Origin of the sequence: Pseudomonas sp. HMWF021 (assembly GCF_003061005.1) — a bacterium.
Classification (GTDB): domain Bacteria; phylum Pseudomonadota; class Gammaproteobacteria; order Pseudomonadales; family Pseudomonadaceae; genus Aquipseudomonas.
On the sequence record NZ_QAIK01000132.1, the window covers coordinates 1 to 19306 of the forward strand.

Sequence of the window (19306 nt, forward strand, 5' to 3'; positions counted from 1 at the left end):
TTGTCTGGTATTCGGCTTGATTTACTTAAAGCCACCGTAACAGGTGGCTATGGCAGACGGAGATGAAAATCATGGCTTCTACGTTGATACCAACTGCATCATCGGCGGGTTCCTCCAACTCGGTTTCAAGTTCGACCTGGCTGCAGAACTTCAGGCCACACGTCAATAACGTTTACGTCAGGTGGCCGGATCTCAAGCTCACTCTGGTGGAGGGACAGCCATGTACGTTAACGCTCGATTATGAGTACAGCTGGCTGATCGGCGATCCGGACGCCTTTCTTGTTCTCGATTACGTACCGGGTAAAGAAGGACAAGGATTGAAGTTTGATCCTCCTTTGGGGCAAGCGTTGCAGATGGCCGACGGCACAACTTCTCTGAGCTGGTCCATTTCCGTCGAACAGCCATCGGACAGTGAATTTGAGTTGCAATTTGCTATTCCTCGAATGGCGGAGTTGCCGAAGTCTCCGCAAGTACCTGGGTGTGTCATTGATATTGCACAAGCGGTCGACGCTGCATTTGACCAGTTCGAGGTTGTTTTCGGAACGAGTACGGTCTATCCCTGCCAGGGAACAAAACACACGCTGACTGTAAAACCAAAGCCTTCGAGTCCCTTGTTGGGCGAGCCTGTAAGGCTGTTCCTGGACGGGGGAAATATCGAGAAATTTGGAGTGCGAGTGACGCCAGCGTTGGAGAACCCTCGGTTGCTGACTGAAGCAGGGCTGACGTGGGAGCTGGATTGTGTGAATGGGCAGAAAGGAGACTTTACATTGCAGCTCGGGGTGGTGGGGTTTGGGCTTAGATCCTTGCCTTTACCGTTGTCGTTGGCGCACAACTTGGTTACGGCTGAGCGATGGTCTGAATATGTCGAACCCGGTGGGCATCGGGATCCATATTACCTTTACTCTATCCGCGCTACCTCCCCATTTTTGGGGCCGGTTTATGGGGTGAAAGTTACTCTTTATACATCGATGGGTACTGCGTACATGATAACCGCGCTTAATGGAGAGGCGATTATGGCTGACTACGATGGTAGATTCATAAAAATGGAAATCACCAACCTTTATGACGGAAGTGTTGTTTGAGGCGTGGGCAGTAGGTGCGAGGTTAACTGGCGATTTCCAAATTAATGGCGATTGAACTGTTTATATAGCCTGGAATATGGCGGGTGAATTGAATTCAGGTTGTCTGGTATTCGGCTTGATTTACTTAAAGCCACCGTAACAGGTGGCTATGGCAGACGGAGATGAAAATCATGGCTTCTACGTTGATACCAACTGCATCTTCGGCGGGTTCCTCCAACTCGGTTTCAAGTTCGACCTGGCTGCAGAATTTCAGGCCACACGTCAATAACGTTTACGTCAGGTGGCCGGATCTCAATCTCGCGCTGGTAGCGGGACAGACGTGTACGTTAACGCTCGATTATGAGTACAGCTGGCTGATCGGCGATCCGGACGCCTTTCTTGTTCTCGATTACGTAGCGGGTGCAGAAGGACAAGGACTGAAGTTTGATCCTCCTTTGGGGCAAGCGTTGCAGATGGCCGAGGGCACAACTTCCCTGAGCTGGTCCATTTCCGTCGAACAGGTATCCAACAGTGCATTTGCGTTGCAGTTTGCTATTCCTCGAATCCCGGAGTTGTTGAATTCTCCACACGTACCTGGGTTTGCCATTGATATCACGCAAGTGGTTGACGTTGAGTTTGACCAGTTCGGGGTTATTTTCGGAACGGGTACGGCCTATCCCTGCCAGGGAGCAAAACACACACTTACTGTAAAACCAAAGCCTTCCAGTCCCTTACTGGGCAAACCTGTGAGGCTATTGCTGGACGGGGGAAATATCGAGAAGTTTGGAGTGCGAGTTACGCCAGCGTTGGAGATCCCTCGGTTGCTGACTGAAGCAGGACTGACGTGGGAGCTGGATTGTGTGAATGGGGAGAGAGGAGACTTTTCATTGCAGCTCGAGTTGGCGGGAACTGAGGTCAAGTCTTCGCCTTTGCAGATGTCATTAGCACATAACCTGTTAACGGCTGAAAAATGGTCAAGACCAGTCGATGTTTTTCCCGGAAATCCTCCTCAAACGGCCTATTACATACGGGCGACTTCTCCATTTCTGAACACGCCAGTAGGTGGAGTTGAAGTGAATGTTCATGATTTTGCCTGGCCCAATCCAACAGTTGCTAAAACCCAAGCAAATGGAGAGTGGAGTACGCGTTCAGAACAGTTCGTAAAAATGTGGATAGTCAACAAATATGATGGAAGCACTGTCTGAACGACGAAATCGTCAGTTGGCATCCTATCCCGCCTTGAAAGGTGGTATTGCAGGCAGTTACCACACGCCGGATTTCTTGTTTGCCAAATATTGGGTTACCAGGTTTTGTCCCAATTTCTCTGGGGCTGCATCTAATATCGCGATCCCATGAGTGCGCAAGCGCTCATGGTGTTGTGACCTCGCGTTCAAAAAATCTATGGCCGTACAGTAAGTCAACGCATCCGACAGTGTTTGCGCAGGACTAAGGCGAAGTTTGTCGAGCAGGCTTTCCCGAAGGCTGGCCACCACAACCAGGTGCTGGCGACTCAGGCGTTGTACGGCGCCGAGCAGTTCTTCGTCTTCTTCGTCGCGCAGGTTGGTCATCAGCACCACCAGTGCCCGGCGTTTCTGCCGGCTCAACAGGGTGTTGACGGCGGCAGCGTAGTCGGCGGAGCGCTGGCTGCTGTCGATGTCGTAGACGCCGTTGAGCAAGACCTTCAACTGACTGCTGCCCTTGACCGGTGCGAGGTAGCGCGGCTGCTCGCTGGCAAAGGTGCACAGGCCCACGGCGTCACCCTGTCGCAGGGCGACGTAACTGAGCAACAGGCAGGCATTGAGCGCGTGGTCGAAATGCGACAGTTCGCCGTCCTGGCTGCGCATGCGTCGACCGCAGTCGAGCAGAAACATGATCTGCTGGTCGCGCTCGTCCTCATACTCGCGGGCAATCGGCGTGCGCTGGCGCGCGGTGGCTTTCCAGTCGATCTGGCGCAGGCTGTCGCCTTCACGAAATTCGCGCAGTTGATGAAACTCCTGACCCTGACCGCGCCGCTGGCGTTGGCGCACACCCAGACGGCTGAGCCAGTTGTCCACCGCCAGCAGTTCGCCGCCGTAGAGCCGGGCAAAGTCGGGGTAGACGCGGGTGTGGTCGGTGACGCGGGGCAGGCGTTTGCCTGACCAGAGTCCGAAGGGGCTGGGCAGGTTGATTTCGCACTGGGTGAAAGTGAAGTGACCGCGCTTGAGCGGGCGCAAACGATAGAAAACCTGGCTGAACTTACCGGGTTGCAGGCTGACCGTCAGCGGCAGATTTTCCATGTCCAGTCCGTCGGGCACGTGGTCGAAAACCTTGATGCGCAGCGGTTCGGCAAAGCCGTGCTCGATGTCCAGACGTATGTCGCTCCAACGCCCCAGTGCCAGGCTGCCGGGCAGTTGCCGTTTGATACGCGGCGAAGGCAGGCGCCGCAGTCGCAGGGCATCGATGATCGCCAGCGCCAGCAGGGCCAGCAGCAAGCCCCAGTTGATCGACAGCACCGTGGCAGGCACATCGAAATCCAGCGCCTGCAAGGTGCCCGTGACCAGGCCGACGGCGCACAGGGCGGCGAGCCAGAGCAACAGCAGGCGAGAGGGTTTCATGGTGTTGCACCGGGTTGTCTGCGCAAAAGATCGCAGCCTGCATGGCACGCGATCCCCTGCGGGAGCTGCAGCAGGCTGCGATCTTTTGCTCTTTTCATGACTTTCACAGGCGCGGCGCCGGCACTTGATCGAGCAATTGCTGCAGCACCTGATCGACCTGCAGGCCTTCGATGTCCAGCTCCGGCGCCACCCGCACCCGGTGGCGCAGCACCGCCAGCGCGCAACCCTTGATGTCATCGGGAATCACGAATTCGCCGCCGCGCAGCAACGCACGGGCGCGGGCGCAACGGACCAGCGCGATGGAAGCACGCGGCCCGGCGCCGAGGGTCAGACCGGGCCAGGTGCGGGTGCTGCGCGCCAGGCGCACCGCGTAATCGAGCACCTGATCATCCAGTGGCAGGTCGCTGGCAATGCGTTGCAAGGCCTGCACATCCTTGGCTTGCAACACGGTACGCAGCGGCTGCACGTCGAGCATGTCGGCGCGGGTCGAGCGACAGACCTGGCGCACCATGTCCAGCTCCTGTTCGGCCTCTGGATAATCCATGCGCACCTTGAGCATGAAGCGGTCGAGTTCGGCTTCGGGCAGCGGGTAAGTGCCTTCCTGTTCGATCGGGTTCTGCGTGGCGAGCACCATGAACGGCTGCGCGATGGGCAGCGCCCGGCCCTCGAGGGTGACTTGCCGTTCCTGCATCGCTTCGAGCAACGCCGCCTGGGTTTTCGCCGGTGCCCGATTGATCTCGTCGGCCAGCAACAGGTTGGTGAACAACGGCCCCTTGCGCAGCTTGAACTGCTCGGTGTGCAGGTCGTATACCGCATGGCCGGTCACATCGCTGGGCATCAGATCCGGAGTGAACTGGATGCGCGCGAATTCGCCACCAAAGCAACGTGCCAGCGCCCGCACCAGCAAGGTCTTGCCCAAACCGGGAACCCCTTCGAGCAGCACGTGGCCACCGGCGATCAGCGCGGTCAGGACGTCATCGATCACGGTGCTCTGGCCGATCAGGGCCTTGTGCAGTTCACCGCGCACCGCTTGCGCCAACTGGCTGGCACGCTGGCGTTGCTGCGCGGCGTGGCTGGCGCTGCCGGGCTCGATCTGTTCACTCATAGCGTGTTCCTCAAGGTTTGCAGGTGGGCCACCTGGCGACTGAAATCAGCGCTGCTCATGCGCTGTTTCGGCACCGGGCTCAGGGCCTGACTGATGGCGCGGGTGGGCTGGCGGGTCAGGCGCGACAGCACCAGCCATTGCTCGGCCACGTTCAATTGGTCGAACCCTGGGTGGCGTCTTCGGGCACGGCGCAGGACGTCCTGTTGCAGGGCTTGCAACAGCGTGTGCTGACCGTTGTGACGCAGGATGAAATCGGCACTGGCGCGCAGGTGTTCCTGCAACTGACGGCGACCCGGCGGGGCAGGCGCCTGCAAGGGGCCATGACGCATACCGACATGCCAGAGGCCCAGGGCGATCAACGCCAGCAGGGCGACGATGGCCTGTGGGAAATAGCGCCAGAGCAGCGTCGGCAGACCATCGTGCTGCGTGTTGAAAATCAGCGTGACGTCGGTGTCGGCGCTCAAATACCAGAGCAACCAGGCGTTGTCGTATTGGCCGATCGCCGGGGTTTTCCACAGCTCGGCATCGGTGACCACGGTGATCGAGCCGAGACCGTACGCCAGTTGCATCATGTGCGTGGCCTTGGCGCTGTTGGCCCAGGCCTGGGCGAGATCCTTCGGGTCTTCCAGATGAAACGCGGTGTCGAAACCGGCGTAGGCCGGAGCGTCCTCGTCTTCCAGATAAAGTCTGGTCAGGTTCGGGTACGGGTCATCGGCCTGTTCCGCCGGCGGCTCCTTGAGATCCTTGCTCAGGGACTGGTGCAGTTGCACCCGATCCAGCAACAGGTCGTCGCTCTGCCGGGTCTGCTTGTCCCACAGCGCTTCGGCGACAAATACCAGTCGTCCGCCGGCGCGCGCCCAGTTCAGGACTTGATCGACCTGACGCGGGGTCATGCGCGAGCGTTCACCGAACAACAGCAGGGTGTGCCGACGCGGATCGATGTCGGGCAGCACGGCGAGGGTTTCGGCGTGGCCAACATTGAGGCCGCGCTCGCGCAAAAACAGTTCTGCCGCCAGATAAGGATTGGCCTGGGCCTGAGGCGAGGGGCCGTGATCGATGACTTCCTGATAGGGCCTGGCCTCGAGGTACAGATAGAGGCTCAACGCTGCGAGCAGGGCAACGATCAGCCCGCCGACCAGCCACGCACTGCGCCGGTTCAAGCGCGTGCTCCCCGGTCGAACAAGGCGCGCCAGCCATCACACAGTTCCTGTTGCAGATGTGCCGCCGGCACGCGGTGCCCGTAGGCCATGTTTTGCCAATGCAGCGTCAGGCTGCGGCTGAACGTCAGCAATTCGGGACGCTGCATTTGCTCGACCCTTAGCAACACCTGATGTTCGGTGTCGGCCGGTTTCAAGGTCAGGGCAAAGTCGTGCAGCAGGCGGCTGAGCAAACCGCGATAGAGCAGGCTCAATGCGGCGCGTGGCTGGGTTGCCCAGAGTTGTTCGGCGCTGGTGGCGATGTCGTCGGGCAAGGATTGCGGATCCAGGTCCAGACCAAACGCTTGCGGCGGTGCGGGTGGCCGGATACGGGCGAGCCGCTTGGGTCGGCGACTGACAAAGGTGCGCAGAAATTCGCGATAGCGCCAGATCAGCCAGCCGAAAGCCGCGAGAACCGCGCCCCACAACAGCACTTCGATAAATACCGCCAACGTATTGAAGCGTTGACCGTCAAGCCAGCCGAGCAGGGTTTTGAGCCACTGCGGCGCTTCGCCGGGTTTGCTCTCGGCCGGGGTGGCCGGGGCGTCGCCAAAGCGATACCGGGTCACGGTTTCCTTGTTCTTGAACGGTGGTTGCTCGAGCAGTGCCCTGATGCTGTCGTGCGACGCCTGGCTGGTCAGCGGCTGGTTCAGCAAGCGTGGAGCGTCCGGGGTGCTGGCCGGCGCATCTGCCCAGACCCGTGGCACCGCTGGCAGCAACAGACAGAAAGCCAGCAGCAGACCCAGAGCGCTGCTGCTCAGACGCTGGCGCAAACGGCGGAACACCAGCTCGATGTCCCACGCTTCCAGCACAGTTCGCCGGTTCAGGTACAGGCTGAACCCGCAGGCAACATAAACCGGCTCCCACACCACCAGCACCAGCGCGTAGAAGGCGTTGGTCAGGTGTTCCAGCCAGCGCCAGTGGTGATCGACGTCGAGGATCAGCGACTGCCAGTCCCAGTCGGTTTCGATCTGCTGTGGCAGCAGCATGTAGAACAGCACCATCAGGCCGATCCACAACGCGGCCTCCAGATGCGCGCCGATGATCGTCAGCCATTGTGCGGCGCCGGCATTGCGTTGCAGCAGCACCTGCAAACGTTGCTGGCGGGCTGCGCCGTCGAGGCCTTCGAGTTGCACCACTGGCAGCAGGAAGCTGCGACTCAGGCTCAGCCGGCGCCAGGTCAGGCTGGCCAGCCATTGCGGTTTGAGCAGTCGAGGCCATTCGCGCAGAGCCTGCTTCAAGGTGGGCGTTTCGCCGAACAGGGCCTTGGACAGGATGTACAGCGGCAGGCGTTCATAGGCCGGTTTCAGCCACCAGAAAATGAACACGGCCAGTGACGGCGAATCCCACAGCAACAAGGTCAGCACGGCGAACAGTGGCAGGGTGACGATGGCCCAACTGGTCATCAGCAGGCGTCGATGCTGCTGGCTCATGAGTACGCCCAGGTCCATGGCTTCCCAGGTGTTGCGCGGGCGGATCGCCACGGTGGCGTCACTCAGGCGCATGGCGGTTTTTTCCGGCAAACAGCAGATAGGCCGCCACCGCGATCCACAACGATGCACCGACCGCATATTTGGTCAGCGGCGTCACCGCGGTTTTCGATGACCAGTAGGCTTCGATGAACGCCGCAATCAGCAGGAACACCATGACCCCGCACACCAGCAGCACGCTTTTGCGCGCGGCGTGTTTCAGTGCTTCGCCGCGTGTCAGGCGACCGGGGGCGATCAACGCCCAGCCAAGCTTCAGGCCTGCCGCCCCGGCCAGGGCAATGGCGCTCAGTTCGAAGGCGCCGTGGCCGATCACGAATGACCAGAACGTCTGGCCAAAACCGATCTCGGTCAGATGCCCGGCCACCGCACCGATGATCAAGCCGTTATAGAGCAGGAAAAACGCGCTGCCGACGCCCAGCAGCAAACCGCTGGCGAAGGTCTGAAAGGCGATGCCGATGTTGTGCATCACGTAGTAGCCGAACATCACCCAGTCTTCACTGGCGGCCCGTTCAGCCGAGCGCCCGAGGTGCCCGGCCACCGGGTCGTACATGCCCTGCATCTCGCGCACCTGTTCGGCGGGGATCAGGTTGTAGACCAGTTCGGGAAAGGCGTACACCAATAGCGCGAAGCCGATCAGACTGCCAAAAAACAACAGTCCGGCGGCCAGCACGAACGGCCATTCGGCGCGTACCAGTCGGGGAAAGTCAGCGAGGATGAAACCCAGCAGGCTTGCGCCGAATCGACTGCGATGCCGGTAAAGCTGTTGATGACCGCGCAACACTTGCTGTTGCAACGAGTCGATGAGGAAACTGCTATAGCTGCGTTCCTGCGCCAGCGCCAGATGCTGGCACAAACGCCGATAAGCCTTGGGAAACCCGGCCACCTGCGAGGTTTGCTTGCCATGTTCAAGGCGTTCCAGGGCCAGGTTGAAACGCTCCCATTCGGCCCTGTGGCGCGCTTCGAAAAGACTCTGCTTCATGTCGGACCCAACAAGCCGCGGGCGATGCCGTTGAGTTCACTGACGGCTTTGGGCGCGGAGATGTGCAGCGGCTGAGCGAGCAGCGCCGCCAGCTCGTTGACCCGCGCCGGCGCCAGTTCAGCCTGGCGTTCGGCGAAGGCGAGCAGGGCGCGTTGTTCGCTGAGGTTCAACGGGACGGGCGAGCTGCGCGGCTGGGCGTCGGGCAATTGCGGACGCTGCAGGGGGCGTTCGCTGTAGACCACCAGAGTGCCGGCGGCGAGATCGCCCAGACGTTTGAAGGTCGGGTGCTGCAGGCAACTGATCGCCCCGAGGAAGTAACCGAACGGCAGCAGGTCGACAAACCGCAGCAGGTTGCGCAGCAGCGATGCCGACCAGCCGATCGGCGTGCCGTCATCGTGGATCACCCGCAGGCCCATCCATTGCTTGCCCGGCGAACGGCCCTGACGCAGCACTTCGAACAGCACCATGTACCACCAGCTGATGGCAAACAGCAGCAACGAACCCAGGCCGATGCCGAGCTTGCCGAGAAACGCCAGTGCCACGAACAGCACGCCGAGGATGGCCCCGCGAATGCCCAGGTCGATGGCGAAGGCCAAAGTGCGCACCATCAGACCGGCCGGGCGCAGCGGCAGGTCGATGCCCTCCGGTGTTTCCACCTGATAGCGGGTATCGAGTGGCGGGTTCAGCGGTGCTTTCCGTGGCAGTGCTGTGTTCTCGAGCATGGGCTACCTGATGGGGCCTGATCGGGATGCGAAGTCCGTCCGATGCTAGCAGCCTCTTGGGGGAAAACGACATAACTATGTATTGCACATCGTGTGGCGCGCGGTGGTTGAATGACAGAGCGCTGGCCGGGAAGGCGGTTCAACGCCTAGACTTTGCCGATCTTCAGTTCAGGAACCGCCCGTGACTTCAATCTTCTGGTACGACTACGAAACCACTGGCATCAATCCGCGCAACGACCGCCCGCTGCAGGTTGCCGGGATTCGCACCGACCACGACCTCAATGAAATCGACGAACCGGTCAACCTCTACTGCCAGCCCAGTGAAGACATCCTGCCGCACCCGGCAGCGTGCGCGATTACCGCCATTACCCCCAGCCGTCTCGCCGAACAGGGCCTGAGCGAAGCCGACTTCATGACCCGTGTGCATGCGCAATTGGCCGCGCCCGGTACGTGCGGCGCGGGTTACAACACCCTGCGTTTCGACGACGAGATGACCCGCTACAGTCTTTATCGCAACTTCTTCGACCCCTACGCCCGTGAGTGGCAGGGCGGCAACAGTCGCTGGGATCTGATCGATGTGGTGCGCGCCGCGTATGCGTTACGCCCGGATGGCCTGCAATGGCCGACCGATGACGAAGGCAAGGTGACCCTCAAGCTCGAACGCCTGACGGCGGCCAACAATATTGATCATGGGCATGCCCACGAAGCGTTGTCCGACGTGCGCGCCACCATCGCTCTGGCGCGATTGATCCGCGAGAAACAGCCAAAGTTGTATGACTGGCTGTTTCAACTGCGCAGCAAGCAGAAAGTCATGGATCAGATTCGTTTGTTGCAACCACTGGTGCATATTTCCGGACGCTTTTCGGCGGCGCGATCCTATGTCGGCGTGGTATTGCCGCTGGCCTGGCATCCGCGCAATCGCAATGCCTTGATCGTCTGCGACCTGCATCTCGATCCGCAGGGCCTGCTCGACCTGGACGCCGAAACCCTGCGCCAACGCCTGTATACCCGCCGCGATGCCTTGGCCGAGGGCGAGTTGCCGGTGCCGCTCAAGTTGATTCACATCAACCGCTGTCCGGTGGTAGCGCCTGTGTCGGTGTTGCGTGCTGAAGATCAGCAACGGCTGGAGCTGGACATGGCGTTGTATCACGCGCGTGCGCTGCGGCTAACTGACGCACAACAAGTTTGGAAAGATAAAGTTGCGGCGATTTATGCCAGCGACGATTTCACGCCGAGTGAAGATCCCGAACAGCAGTTGTACGACGGATTCATTGGCGACCGCGATCGGCGTCTATGTGAGCAAGTGAGGACAGCCGATCCTGCTCAATTAGCGCAGGAACAATGGCCTTTCGATGATGAACGTTTGCCAGAATTACTCTTTCGATATCGCGCACGTAACTTTCCCGATACGTTGAATTTCGAAGAGCAAGAGCGCTGGAGAATATTCTGTCGGCAGCGTTTGTCCGAGCCGCAAATGGGCGCACCTAATACCCTGAGATCGTTTGCAGAGGCCGCACAGCAATGGGCGCTTAGTGCCACGCCGATACAGAATCAAGTGCTCAATGAATGGCAGAATTATGTCCAGGCATTGCGCCAACGTTTGAATCTTTGAAAACGAACGTAGTGTGCCCGAAAAATGCCGGGCATAAAAAAACGCCAGCGTATGCTGGCGTTTTTCATGCGTCGCGCAATCAGTCTGCGACGGGCGTTGCGGCTTAGCCCAGCAGGGTAGCCCAGCCTTCAACCACGTCGCCGCCCCACTTGGCTTTCCACTCTTTCAGAGTTTTGTGGTTGCCACCTTTGGTTTCGATGACTTCGCCGTTGTGCGGGTTTTTGTATTGCTTAACTTTGCGAGCACGCTTGGTGCCGGTAGTTTTTACTGCGCCGCCACGTGTGGCTTTGGTTTTCGATTCCGGATCCAGCAGGGCGATGATGTCGCGCAGGGATTTGGAATATTCACCCATCAGCGTGCGCAGTTTGCCTTCGAATTCCAGCTCGGCTTGCAGTTTGTCGTCTTGCGACAGGTTCTTCAAACGGGCTTGCAGCTCTTTGATGGCTTCTTCGGTGGCGCGATATTCGTTGATCAAGGACATGATGACTACCTTATGTGGAGGCTTTGAATGGCAGGGAACAGTGGCGCAATAATAGTCAGGCTGTTTCATCAAGTAAACATTTAACCCTGTTTTTATTTAAATTAGTTACAGGAACAGCTGAATATTCAATACCCCTTTAAATAATGTGATGCCGCTATCAGCCCTATTCACAATTATCTGTCGACACAGTGTCGAAAGTGCACCTCGCATGCCTCTTCCAGCGTGGCTCCAAGGCCGCGATTCAGGACAACGCAAGCGGTCTGTTCATCAATACTGCAGTTTTTGCGCACAATCGCTAGAATGGCCGCCTTTGCGAAGTTCTGGAGTTCCCCCCTCATGCGCACCTTTCGGTTGGTGATTTCTTGCCCTGACCGCGTTGGCATCGTTGCCAAAGTCAGTAACTTTCTGGCATCCCACAACGGCTGGATCACCGAAGCGAGCCACCACTCGGACAACCAGAACGGCTGGTTCTTCATGCGTCACGAGATCCGTGCCGATTCATTGCCGTTCGGCATTGAAGTGCTGCGCGAGAAGTTTGCGCCGATCGCCGAAGAGTTTTCGATGGACTGGCGCATCACTGACACCGAGCAGAAAAAACGCGTGGTGTTGATGGCCAGCCGTGAATCCCACTGCCTGGCTGACTTGCTGCACCGCTGGCACAGCGATGAACTCGATTGCGAAATCTCCTGCGTGATTTCCAACCACAACGACCTGCGCAGCATGGTCGAGTGGCATGGCATTCCTTATTACCACGTCCCGGTCAATCCGCAGGACAAGGAGCCAGCGTTCGCCGAAGTCTCGCGTCTGGTCAAACAGCACGATGCCGAAGTGGTAGTGCTGGCGCGCTACATGCAGATCCTGCCGCCGTCGCTGTGCCGCGAATACGCGCACAAGGTGATCAACATTCACCACAGCTTCCTGCCATCGTTCGTGGGCGCCAAGCCTTACCATCAGGCGTCGCTGCGTGGCGTGAAGTTGATTGGTGCAACCTGCCACTACGTGACCGAAGAGCTGGATGCCGGTCCGATCATCGAGCAGGACGTGGTACGCGTCAGCCACAGCGACAGCATCGAAGACATGGTGCGTTTCGGCCGTGACGTCGAGAAGATGGTGTTGGCCCGTGGCCTGCGTTATCACCTCGAAGACCGCGTGCTGGTGCACGGCAACAAGACCGTGGTGTTCTGATCGAACGTACGCGTACTTGAATAAAGAAGGGCCTGGGCGTTCAATCGCCCCAGGCCCTTTTTTGTTTCAGCCCTTGAGGAGTTGCCCGTGAACGATCCACTGGACAAAGCCACTTCCAAAGCGCCTGCCACTTTGGGGGAGGGCTGTCTGAGCCGTTATGACCCGGAGGATCTGGGCCCGGATGACGGCACCGAGTTTCCCGGCGCCGCCGAACTGTGGGAACAGGTGAAGCCTGAGCCGGAGGGCGAGGCCTGAAAAGATCGCAGCCTGCGGCAGCTCCTACAGGGATCGCATTTCCATGTAGGAGCTGCCGCAGGCTGCGATCTTTTCAGGCTTGTCGAATCTTCAGCAGCTTCTTGAGCAATGGCCGCCCCAGCATCAACAGAAACACCGGCCCACCCACCACCAGATAGAAATAGAACGTCACCACCCGCCAGATCAGGATCGCCGCCGCTGCGGTGGATTTGCCGACCATCGGCGCCAGCAGCGCCGCTGAAGTCAGTTCCGCCGCGCCCGCGCCGCCGGGTAACAGGCTCATCTGACCAGCGCCCAACGACAGCATCTGCACCAGAAAACTCCACGCCCATTGCAGGTCTGCGCCCAGCCCGCGCAAGGCGAGGTACAGCACGCTGTAGCGCAGCAGCCAGTGCATGCAGGTCAGGGCGAACACCTTGATCAACGTCTGCCACGGCAGCTTGAGCGTGTCGATAAACGCATCGAGAAAGTGCAACAGCTTGCGTGCCCAGCGCCGACGCGTCGCGGGCTGAACGTTCAGGCGAGCCAGCAGGCGCCCGCTCAGGCGGATCAGGCGTCGGTGATAGCGCGCCAGCAGCACGCAACTGAACAAGCCACCGAACAGCGACACGGCGCTGACCATCAGCAACCATTCCAGGCGATCGCTGAGGTGCTGAAACAACGCGTAAATCAGAATCCCGCTCAGGGCGCAGAGAAAGAACAGCAGATCGCTCAACTGATCCATGGCGAACACTGCGCTGCCCCGAGCCGGACGCACGCCGCAACGGGCGAGCAGGGCCATGATGGTCAGCGGGCCACCGCTGCCGCCGGGGGTGGCGCAGTAGGCGAATTCGGCGGCCATGACCACGCCAAGGCTTTTGAGCGGTGTCACCCGGTCGCGCTGATCACCCAGCAGCAGGCGCAGACGCAGGGTGTTGATGCCCCAGCAGAGCAGAATCATGCCGAACATGATCAGCAGCCAGTGCAGCGGAAAGTTCTGCAGGCGCGCACCGATCTCGCCGCCGCCGAGCAGTACCGGGATCAGTACCGCGGCAAGCAGGCCTATCAACAACACAATGCCGCGACTCATGCCGCGCGCACCATTCGCCCACATTGCTGGTTGAGCCAGTCGATTTTGTTCATGGGCGTACGTCCTTCTGCCAGCAGTCGTTCAAGGGTCTTGAGCCAGTAATCACGTGCAAATGCATGACGCATGTCCACCGGGTGCAAGCCTAGACGAATCACCGCAGCATCGCGCCACTGCTGCTGGCGCTGTTCGCTGACGAGTTTCGACAGGCCACGCCGCCAGGCACTGCGGGCGCTCCAGACCAGACCCGGAGCGTCGATGGCGGTGAAATCCGGCAATTGAAAAAGATGTTGCGGATCGCTGGTGTAGCGCAATGGCAATTCGCGCAAGGCCTGGCGCGTGCCTTCGCTCATCAGCCACGCCGGGGCGACAAAACCGTGCAGGGGCCAGTGGTGACGCTGGAACAGTTCGATGCCGGCGCGCAGGCGTGACAGCGCGGCATCGCGGGACAGTTGGTAGAACTCGCCTTCATGGGTGTAGATCCGGCGCATGAACCAGTCGCGGGGTGTGGTGGGTGATGGCTCGCGGTCGTCGTGGTAGTAGCCGTGCAAGGCCAGTTCATCGCCACGGGCAAGCCGTTCGCCGAGCATTCGACAAAATGCCGGATGCGCCTCCAGTGCATCGTGCCCATGGAATTGCGGCACCACCAGCCAGGTCATCGGCACGCCGCCCATCGCGTCGACGGCTTCGACGAAGGGGCGATAATCCGCCCAGGTCGACGGCGCTACGTCGTGCAGCACCAGCAACACGGCGCGGCGATTCAGGGAATCAGCCATTGGCCACCCTGGGTAACGCAACGCCGAGGACGGCGTGATAATGACCGAGCAGGCTGTCGACCACGGTGTCCCAGCAATAACGCTGTTCGACGTGTTGGCGCGCCTGCCGGCCGAGTTTCACACAATCGCGGCTGAACAGCTCGCGCACGGCGTTGGCCATGGCCTGTGGATTGTTCGGCAGACACAACAAGCCGCAATCTTCATTGACGATTTCCTCGAATGCCCCGGCAGCCACCGCGACAACCGGAATGCCACAGGCCATGGCCTCGAGGATCACCAGACCGAAGGTTTCCTGATCGCCGGCATGCAGCAGCGCATCGGCGCTGGCCATCAGGCGGGCGACGGTGGCGGCCGGGCAGAATCCGTCGATCACACTGACGTTGTCCGGGACAACGGCAGGCATCGACGAGCCGACCAGCAGCAGGTGATAGCGTGGGCCGAGGCGTTGCATGCACTTGAGCAGCACCGGGAGGTTTTTTTCCTTGGAGCCGCGTCCGGCGAAGATCAGCAGGCGCGTGTCCTCGGCAATCCCCAGCTCGGCGCGCAGGCCGCTGTCGCGGGCAGCGGGGTGGAAGGTTTGCAGATCCACACCCAATGGCTGCACGAAAACATTGCGCACCCCCAGGCCCCTGAGTTTGTCGGCCATCACCTGGCTGGGCGCCAGCACCCGGTCGAAGTTGCCGTAGAGTTTGGTGACATACGCCTCGACATTCGGCGTGACCCAGTGGCCCATGCGGTTGCCCACCAGCAACGGCAGGTCCGAGTGATAAAAGCCGATCACCGGCACATCCAGTTGCCGCCGTGCATCCAGCGCTGCCCACGCGGTGAGGTAGGGATCACCGACTTCAATCAGATCGGGCTGCAAATCCTGCAGGACATTTCGCCAGGGTGCCAGGCGCAAGGGAAAGCGATAGCCCTTGCCAAAGGGCAGGGCGGGGGCCGGAACCGTGTAGACGCCATCGTGTTCACTCAAATGCGCGCCAGGGATCAGCAGGCTGTGGCGAATCCCGGGTTTGACGCCCAGCCGACGATGCTTGGCGTCCAGATAGGTGCGTACACCACCGCTGGCCGGGGCGTAGAACATGGTGATGTCGGCGATATGCACGGTGATCAACCCTCCGCTGCGTGGCACTCCCTTGGTTGACCTTTATCCAGAATAGATGTTCGGTCGGGATTTAGCGGTGGGCTCAAGGGCAAAAAAGATCGCAGCCTGCTGCTCCAGATCGGAACAGGCGCGCAAGGTCGCCTGCAGGTTTTCGACGCCTTCCTGGTTAAGCGTGTTGATCTCGGTGATATCGACGTTGATCGACTCGACCACCGCCGTCTGCTCCTCGGTCGCGGTCGCTACCGACTGGTTCATCCCGTCGATTTCGCCAATGCGCTGGGTCACGCTGTTGAGGCGTTCGCCGGCGAGGTTGGCGATTTCCACGCTGTCCTGGCTGTGGCGCTGGCTATCGCTCATGGTGCTCACCGATTCCCGGGCGCCGACCTGCAGCTCCTCGATCATGGTCTGCACTTGTTGCGCCGATTCCTGGGTGCGGTGCGCCAGATTGCGCACTTCGTCCGCCACCACGGCAAAACCGCGTCCGGCCTCACCGGCACGCGCCGCTTCGATCGCGGCGTTGAGCGCCAGCAGGTTGGTTTGCTGGGAAATGCTGGTGATGACTTCGAGAATCTGCCCGATGTTCACGGTTTTGCTGTTCAGCGACTCGATATTGCTGCTGGAGGCGCTGAGCATGCTCGACAGTTGATTCATCGCCTTGATACTGCGATCCACCACTTGCTGGCCGTCTTCGGCCAGACCACGGGCGTCACTGGCCTGGTTGGAGGCTTGTGCGGCATTGCGCGCGATTTCCTGGGCGGCAGCGCCGAGCTGGTTGATCGCGGCGGCGACGCTGCTGGTGCGCGAGGCTTGTTGGTCGGAGTTGTACATCGACGAATTGGACGCCGCGACCACGCGCAGGGCGACCTCGTTGACTTGCCCTGTGGCCGAGGACACTTCGCGGATCGAGCCGTGAATACGTTCGACGAAACGGTTGAACGCCGTACCGAGAACGCCGAACTCATCCTGATTCTGGATGGTCAGGCGCTTGGTCAGGTCGCCTTCGCCGTCGGCGATGTCTTCCATGGCGCGGGTCATGACGTGCAGTGGCTGGATCAGCAGGCGAATCAGCATGCCCAGCAACGCGATGATGATTGCCACCGCGATTACCGTGGCAATCACCGCCGAGGTGCGGAACTGGCTGAGCATTGCGAAGGCTTTGTCCTTGTCGACCGACAGCCCGATGTACCAGTTGACCGACGGCAGGCCCTTGATCGGCGTAAAGGTGACGATGCGGGTTGTGCCATTGACCGTGACTTCACTGACATCGGTACTGATGCGCGGGGTGTCCTGCGGATAGGCTTCTTTCAGTGACTTCATCACCAATGCCTTGTCCGGGTGCACCAGAATCTTGCCGTCGGCGCTGACCAGGAACACATAACCCATGCCGCCGAAATCACGGGCGGCGAGGGTATCGACCAGCGATTGCAGGCTCAGGTCGCCGCCCACCACGCCGACGCTCTGGCCGGCTTTCTTCGAGGCGGTGGCGATGGAGATGATCAACTGGCCGGTGGCGGCGTCGATGTACGGTTCGGTCAGGGTCGAGGCGCCGCTGCTCTCGGCGCCTTTGTACCAAGGGCGCACCCGTGGATCGAAACCGTCGGGCATCTTCACATCCGGACGGATGGTGAAATGACCGGTGGCATCGCCCAGGTAGGTGGCCATGAACGTCGAAGTCAGGGATTTCTGTTCCAGCAGGCTGGCGACGTTGGCGGGTTCTGGATTGATGGCGATGTTCTGGGCAGCATTCTCGACCAGCAGAATGCGTCCGTTGAGCCAGGTCTGGATGTTGTCTGAGGTGACCTCGCCCATCTCTTTGAGATAGTTGTCCAGGTCATCGCGGATCGCGTTGCGTTGCAGCCAGTCGTTATACAGCGTGAACGAGGCGAAAGCGGCGATGACGATGAGGGCGGCGGCAAGCAAAATTTTATGGCTGAAGCGCAGGTTTTTGTTCATGGCTTGGGGTTCCGCTAAGGTCTTAATGTCCTGGGCGTGCTTTTATAAAGACGCGCAATATGGGCAAGGGTGTAAACCAACTGATATTTCCGTCTCTCCTTAGGGAAATGTCCGACCGACTTTTCAGTCAGGTTCTCGCCCTTATCTATCGGCCACAGCGGATTAAAGATTAACCATAGGTGACAAAATGCCTGACACATCGCAACTCGTTATCGGCGCCGATCTGGCGGGGCAACCGATTGCTCAGGCCATGCGCCTGGCCAACCGCCACGGGCTGATCGCCGGTGCGACCGGGACCGGCAAGACCGTGACTTTGCAGCGCCTTGCCGAAGCGTTCAGTGATGCCGGCGTGGCGGTGTTCGCCGCCGACATCAAGGGTGACCTGTGCGGCCTGGGGGCTGCCGGCAATCCACAGGGCAAGGTCGCCGAGCGCATCGCCGGGATGCCCTGGCTCGATTACAAACCGCAGGCTTATCCGGTGACGCTGTGGGACATTCACGGTGAATCCGGTCACCCGTTGCGCACCACCCTGAGCGAAATGGGCCCGCTGCTGATCGGCAGTCTGCTGGAGCTGACCGACAGCCAGCAGTCGGCGCTGTACGCGGCGTTTAAAGTGGCGGACCGCGAAGGGCTGTTACTGCTGGACCTGAAAGACCTCAAGGCGCTGCTCAATCACCTAAAGGACAACCCGCAACTGCTCGGCGAAGATGCTGCGCTGATGACCACCGGTTCCAGTCAGGCGCTGTTGCGCAGGCTGGCGACTCTGGAGCAGCAGGGCGCAGAAGCGTTGTTCGGCGAACCGGCGCTGCAACTCGAAGACATTCTGCAACCGGCGGCTGACGGCCGTGGACGGATTCATCTGCTCGACGCCAGTCGTCTGGTACACGAGGCGCCCAAGGTCTACGCGACGTTCCTGCTGTGGCTGCTGGCCGAGCTGTTCGAGCAGTTGCCGGAGCGTGGCGATGCCGACAAGCCGCTTTTGGCGCTGTTCTTCGATGAAGCGCATTTGCTCTTTGGCGATACGCCCAAGGCCTTGCAGGAACGGCTGGAGCAGGTGGTGCGGCTGATTCGTTCGAAAGGCGTGGGGGTGTATTTCGTCACTCAGTCGCCGGGAGATTTGCCGGATAACGTGCTGGCGCAGCTCGGTCTGCGGATCCAGCATGGCTTGCGCGCGTTTACCGCCAAGGAACAGAAATCCCTGCGGGCGGTGGCCGATGGTTTCCGGCCGAATCCGGCGTTCGACACCTTGTCGGTGCTGACCGAGCTGGGCATCGGCGAGGCTCTGGTCGGTACGCTGCAGGAAAAGGGCACGCCGGAGATGGTCCAGCGTGTGCTGGTGGCGCCGCCGCAATCGCGGATCGGGCCGTTGAGCGAAACCGAGCGTACGATGCTGATTGCCGGCTCACCGTTCAAGGGGCGTTATGACAAGCCGATTGATCGCGAGTCGGCCTACGAAATCCTGATGGGGCGCAAGGATCTGGCACCGGAGGCGCCAGCGGGCAAACCGGCAGCCGAAGAGCCGAGCCTGGCCGATCGGGCCGGGGAGTTTCTGGGGACGGCGGCAGGGCAGGCGTTGAAGTCAGCCATGCGTCAGGCGGCGAACAATCTGGGCAAGCAACTGGTGCGCGGGTTGATGGGCTCGTTGCTCGGTGGCAATAAACGCCGCTGAAAGCAAAGATCGCAGCCTGCGGCAGCTCCTACCTTGGAATGCGTTTCTCTGTAGGAG

The 19306-nt window shown here is 60.1% G+C and carries 17 protein-coding genes and 1 pseudogene; 6 read left to right on the plus strand and 12 right to left on the minus strand.

Annotated features, from left to right (window positions below; all coding sequences use genetic code 11):
• The first annotated feature begins 71 nt into the window (after positions 1-71).
• A complete protein-coding gene (locus tag DBR18_RS18060) occupies positions 72-1082 on the plus strand; it encodes a hypothetical protein (protein ID WP_146188770.1) in 1011 nt (336 codons plus the stop codon).
• 170 nt (positions 1083-1252) lie between these two features.
• Positions 1253-2266, plus strand: a complete 1014-nt coding sequence (locus tag DBR18_RS28160; RefSeq protein WP_146188771.1) for a hypothetical protein — start codon at positions 1253-1255, stop codon at positions 2264-2266.
• A 57-nt stretch (positions 2267-2323) separates the two neighbouring features.
• On the opposite strand, the gene DBR18_RS18065 is transcribed toward DBR18_RS28160, so the two are convergent.
• The 6 genes from DBR18_RS18065 to DBR18_RS18090 all read right to left on the minus strand — a co-directional run bounded on the left by DBR18_RS18065 (position 2324) and on the right by DBR18_RS18090 (position 9147).
• The gene (locus DBR18_RS18065; protein WP_108591324.1) at positions 2324-3655 is read right to left on the minus strand and encodes a DUF58 domain-containing protein; all 1332 of its coding nucleotides are present in this window, start codon (positions 3653-3655) and stop codon (positions 2324-2326) included.
• 103 nt (positions 3656-3758) lie between these two features.
• Positions 3759-4760: a MoxR family ATPase gene (locus DBR18_RS18070; RefSeq protein ID WP_108591325.1), complete on the minus strand. Its 1002-nt coding sequence runs from the start codon at positions 4758-4760 to the stop codon at positions 3759-3761.
• Positions 4757-5920: a DUF4350 domain-containing protein gene (locus DBR18_RS18075; RefSeq protein WP_108591326.1), complete on the minus strand. Its 1164-nt coding sequence runs from the start codon at positions 5918-5920 to the stop codon at positions 4757-4759. Before DBR18_RS18075 ends, DBR18_RS18070 begins: the two co-directional genes overlap by 4 nt.
• A complete protein-coding gene (locus DBR18_RS18080) occupies positions 5917-7461 on the minus strand; it encodes a DUF4129 domain-containing protein (RefSeq protein ID WP_108591327.1) in 1545 nt (514 codons plus the stop codon). Before DBR18_RS18080 ends, DBR18_RS18075 begins: the two co-directional genes overlap by 4 nt.
• Entirely contained in the window at positions 7448-8425 is a 978-nt protein-coding gene (locus DBR18_RS18085; RefSeq protein ID WP_108591328.1) for a stage II sporulation protein M, read from the minus strand. The genes DBR18_RS18080 and DBR18_RS18085 overlap by 14 nt, the downstream gene beginning before the upstream one ends.
• Positions 8422-9147: an RDD family protein gene (locus tag DBR18_RS18090; RefSeq protein ID WP_108591329.1), complete on the minus strand. Its 726-nt coding sequence runs from the start codon at positions 9145-9147 to the stop codon at positions 8422-8424. The genes DBR18_RS18085 and DBR18_RS18090 overlap by 4 nt, the downstream gene beginning before the upstream one ends.
• A gap of 181 nt (positions 9148-9328) precedes the next feature.
• Here DBR18_RS18090 and sbcB point away from each other — a divergent pair, with 181 nt between their 5' ends.
• The gene (gene sbcB / locus DBR18_RS18095; RefSeq protein WP_108591330.1) at positions 9329-10759 is read left to right on the plus strand and encodes an exodeoxyribonuclease I; all 1431 of its coding nucleotides are present in this window, start codon (positions 9329-9331) and stop codon (positions 10757-10759) included.
• Positions 10760-10862: 103 nt separating this feature from the next.
• On the opposite strand, the gene mvaT is transcribed toward sbcB, so the two are convergent.
• Complete coding sequence (gene mvaT / locus DBR18_RS18100) at positions 10863-11240, minus strand: histone-like nucleoid-structuring protein MvaT (protein WP_108591331.1); 378 nt, start codon at positions 11238-11240, stop codon at positions 10863-10865.
• Positions 11241-11576: 336 nt separating this feature from the next.
• On the opposite strand from mvaT, the gene purU reads away from it, so the two are divergent.
• The gene (gene purU / locus DBR18_RS18105) at positions 11577-12425 is read left to right on the plus strand and encodes a formyltetrahydrofolate deformylase (protein WP_025112763.1); all 849 of its coding nucleotides are present in this window, start codon (positions 11577-11579) and stop codon (positions 12423-12425) included.
• An 87-nt stretch (positions 12426-12512) separates the two neighbouring features.
• Entirely contained in the window at positions 12513-12680 is a 168-nt protein-coding gene (locus tag DBR18_RS28415; protein ID WP_177482403.1) for a hypothetical protein, read from the plus strand.
• A gap of 73 nt (positions 12681-12753) precedes the next feature.
• Here the strand turns inward: DBR18_RS28415 and DBR18_RS18110 are convergent, their stop codons facing one another.
• From DBR18_RS18110 to DBR18_RS30325, 5 genes and pseudogenes are all read right to left on the minus strand, one after another.
• Positions 12754-13749, minus strand: coding sequence for a lysylphosphatidylglycerol synthase transmembrane domain-containing protein (locus DBR18_RS18110; RefSeq protein ID WP_108591336.1), 996 nt, complete (start codon positions 13747-13749; stop codon positions 12754-12756).
• Positions 13746-14522 carry a DUF2334 domain-containing protein gene (locus tag DBR18_RS18115; protein WP_108591332.1) on the minus strand — a complete coding sequence of 259 codons (777 nt, stop codon included), beginning with the start codon at positions 14520-14522 and terminating at the stop codon, positions 13746-13748. The genes DBR18_RS18110 and DBR18_RS18115 overlap by 4 nt, the downstream gene beginning before the upstream one ends.
• Positions 14515-15606: a glycosyltransferase family 1 protein gene (locus tag DBR18_RS18120; protein WP_177482404.1), complete on the minus strand. Its 1092-nt coding sequence runs from the start codon at positions 15604-15606 to the stop codon at positions 14515-14517. The genes DBR18_RS18115 and DBR18_RS18120 overlap by 8 nt, the downstream gene beginning before the upstream one ends.
• A 63-nt stretch (positions 15607-15669) precedes the next feature.
• A complete protein-coding gene (locus DBR18_RS30320; protein ID WP_371921113.1) occupies positions 15670-16455 on the minus strand; it encodes a methyl-accepting chemotaxis protein in 786 nt (261 codons plus the stop codon).
• Between the two features lie 93 nt (positions 16456-16548).
• Positions 16549-17580, minus strand: a pseudogene (locus DBR18_RS30325) (cache domain-containing protein); the annotation flags it as partial.
• Positions 17581-17767: 187 nt separating this feature from the next.
• On the opposite strand from DBR18_RS30325, the gene DBR18_RS18130 reads away from it, so the two are divergent.
• Positions 17768-19249, plus strand: coding sequence for a helicase HerA-like domain-containing protein (locus tag DBR18_RS18130; RefSeq protein WP_108591334.1), 1482 nt, complete (start codon positions 17768-17770; stop codon positions 19247-19249).
• Positions 19250-19306: the final 57 nt, after the last annotated feature.

Coding starts and splice junctions, on each gene's coding strand:
- DBR18_RS18110 (WP_108591336.1), bottom strand. CDS start 13,749: ATGAGTCGCGGCATTGTGTTGTTGATAGGCCTGCTTGCCGCGGTACTG.
- DBR18_RS18080 (WP_108591327.1), bottom strand. CDS start 7,461: ATGCGCCTGAGTGACGCCACCGTGGCGATCCGCCCGCGCAACACCTGG.
- DBR18_RS28160 (WP_146188771.1), top strand. CDS start 1,253: ATGGCTTCTACGTTGATACCAACTGCATCTTCGGCGGGTTCCTCCAAC.
- DBR18_RS18070 (WP_108591325.1), bottom strand. CDS start 4,760: ATGAGTGAACAGATCGAGCCCGGCAGCGCCAGCCACGCCGCGCAGCAA.
- DBR18_RS18060 (WP_146188770.1), top strand. CDS start 72: ATGGCTTCTACGTTGATACCAACTGCATCATCGGCGGGTTCCTCCAAC.
- DBR18_RS18090 (WP_108591329.1), bottom strand. CDS start 9,147: ATGCTCGAGAACACAGCACTGCCACGGAAAGCACCGCTGAACCCGCCA.
- DBR18_RS18065 (WP_108591324.1), bottom strand. CDS start 3,655: ATGAAACCCTCTCGCCTGCTGTTGCTCTGGCTCGCCGCCCTGTGCGCC.
- DBR18_RS18120 (WP_177482404.1), bottom strand. CDS start 15,606: ATGTTCTACGCCCCGGCCAGCGGTGGTGTACGCACCTATCTGGACGCC.
- DBR18_RS18085 (WP_108591328.1), bottom strand. CDS start 8,425: ATGAAGCAGAGTCTTTTCGAAGCGCGCCACAGGGCCGAATGGGAGCGT.
- DBR18_RS18130 (WP_108591334.1), top strand. CDS start 17,768: ATGCCTGACACATCGCAACTCGTTATCGGCGCCGATCTGGCGGGGCAA.
- mvaT (WP_108591331.1), bottom strand. CDS start 11,240: ATGTCCTTGATCAACGAATATCGCGCCACCGAAGAAGCCATCAAAGAG.
- DBR18_RS18115 (WP_108591332.1), bottom strand. CDS start 14,522: ATGGCTGATTCCCTGAATCGCCGCGCCGTGTTGCTGGTGCTGCACGAC.
- DBR18_RS30320 (WP_371921113.1), bottom strand. CDS start 16,455: ATGTACAACTCCGACCAACAAGCCTCGCGCACCAGCAGCGTCGCCGCC.
- purU (WP_025112763.1), top strand. CDS start 11,577: ATGCGCACCTTTCGGTTGGTGATTTCTTGCCCTGACCGCGTTGGCATC.